General features: G+C 66.8%; 1 protein-coding gene and 1 pseudogene. Both read left to right on the top strand.

Annotated features, from left to right (window positions below; genetic code table 11):
• Positions 1-99 precede the first annotated feature (99 nt).
• The gene (locus ETD85_RS62610; RefSeq protein ID WP_206059667.1) at positions 100-417 is read left to right on the top strand and encodes a transposase; all 318 of its coding nucleotides are present in this window, start codon (positions 100-102) and stop codon (positions 415-417) included.
• Between the two features lie 170 nt (positions 418-587).
• A pseudogene (locus ETD85_RS67850) lies at positions 588-690 on the top strand (helix-turn-helix domain-containing protein); the annotation flags it as partial.

Consider the following 690-nt stretch of genomic DNA (forward strand, 5'->3'; position numbering starts at 1 on the left):
TGGCCTTCCCCTCATAGCGTGGAGACCGAACCGGGAAAGGTTTGGTCGTGGCAGCAGTTACGCGGCGGCGCTTTGATCCGGAGTTCTGGGCCGGGGCGCTTGCGTATCGTCAAGGAGACCGGCAAGCCCGTGGCTCAGGTGGCGCGGGATCTGGGGATCAGCTCGTACACGTTGCACCATTGGGTGCAGATGGATCGGCTCGCCGAGCAGTACAACGGCGACGGCGACGGGAGCGGAACGCTGAAGGAGTCCGAGCGGGAGGAACTGGCCCGGCTGCGGCGGGAGAAGGCCGAGCTGACCAAGCAGCACGCCCAGGACAAGGCGGCCTGGGAGAAGGAACGCGCTGAGTTGGAAGACGAGCGTGACGTGCTCAAGCGCTCGGTGGTCTTGTGGGTCAAGGAGGCGATGGGCGGATAAGCGTGGCGGCCTTCATCAGCTCCCAGAAGACCGAGCACAACATCGACCACACCATCTCCTGCCGGGCGCTGGGCGTCTCAGTCCTGGTTCTGCAAATGGAAGAACCGCATCGGCGATGACGCGCCGACCGCCCGCCAGCGCCGACCGCCCGCCAGCGCCGGCGGGCCGACCTCGATGCGGAGATCACCCGCCTGTTCGAGGCCTCAGGCGGCACCTATGGGTCGCCTCGCGTCACCCAGGATCTGCATGAGGCGGGCTGGCGGGTGTCGCAGA

The organism is Nonomuraea zeae (assembly GCF_005889725.1).
GTDB classification, from domain to species: Bacteria; Actinomycetota; Actinomycetes; order Streptosporangiales; family Streptosporangiaceae; genus Nonomuraea; species Nonomuraea zeae.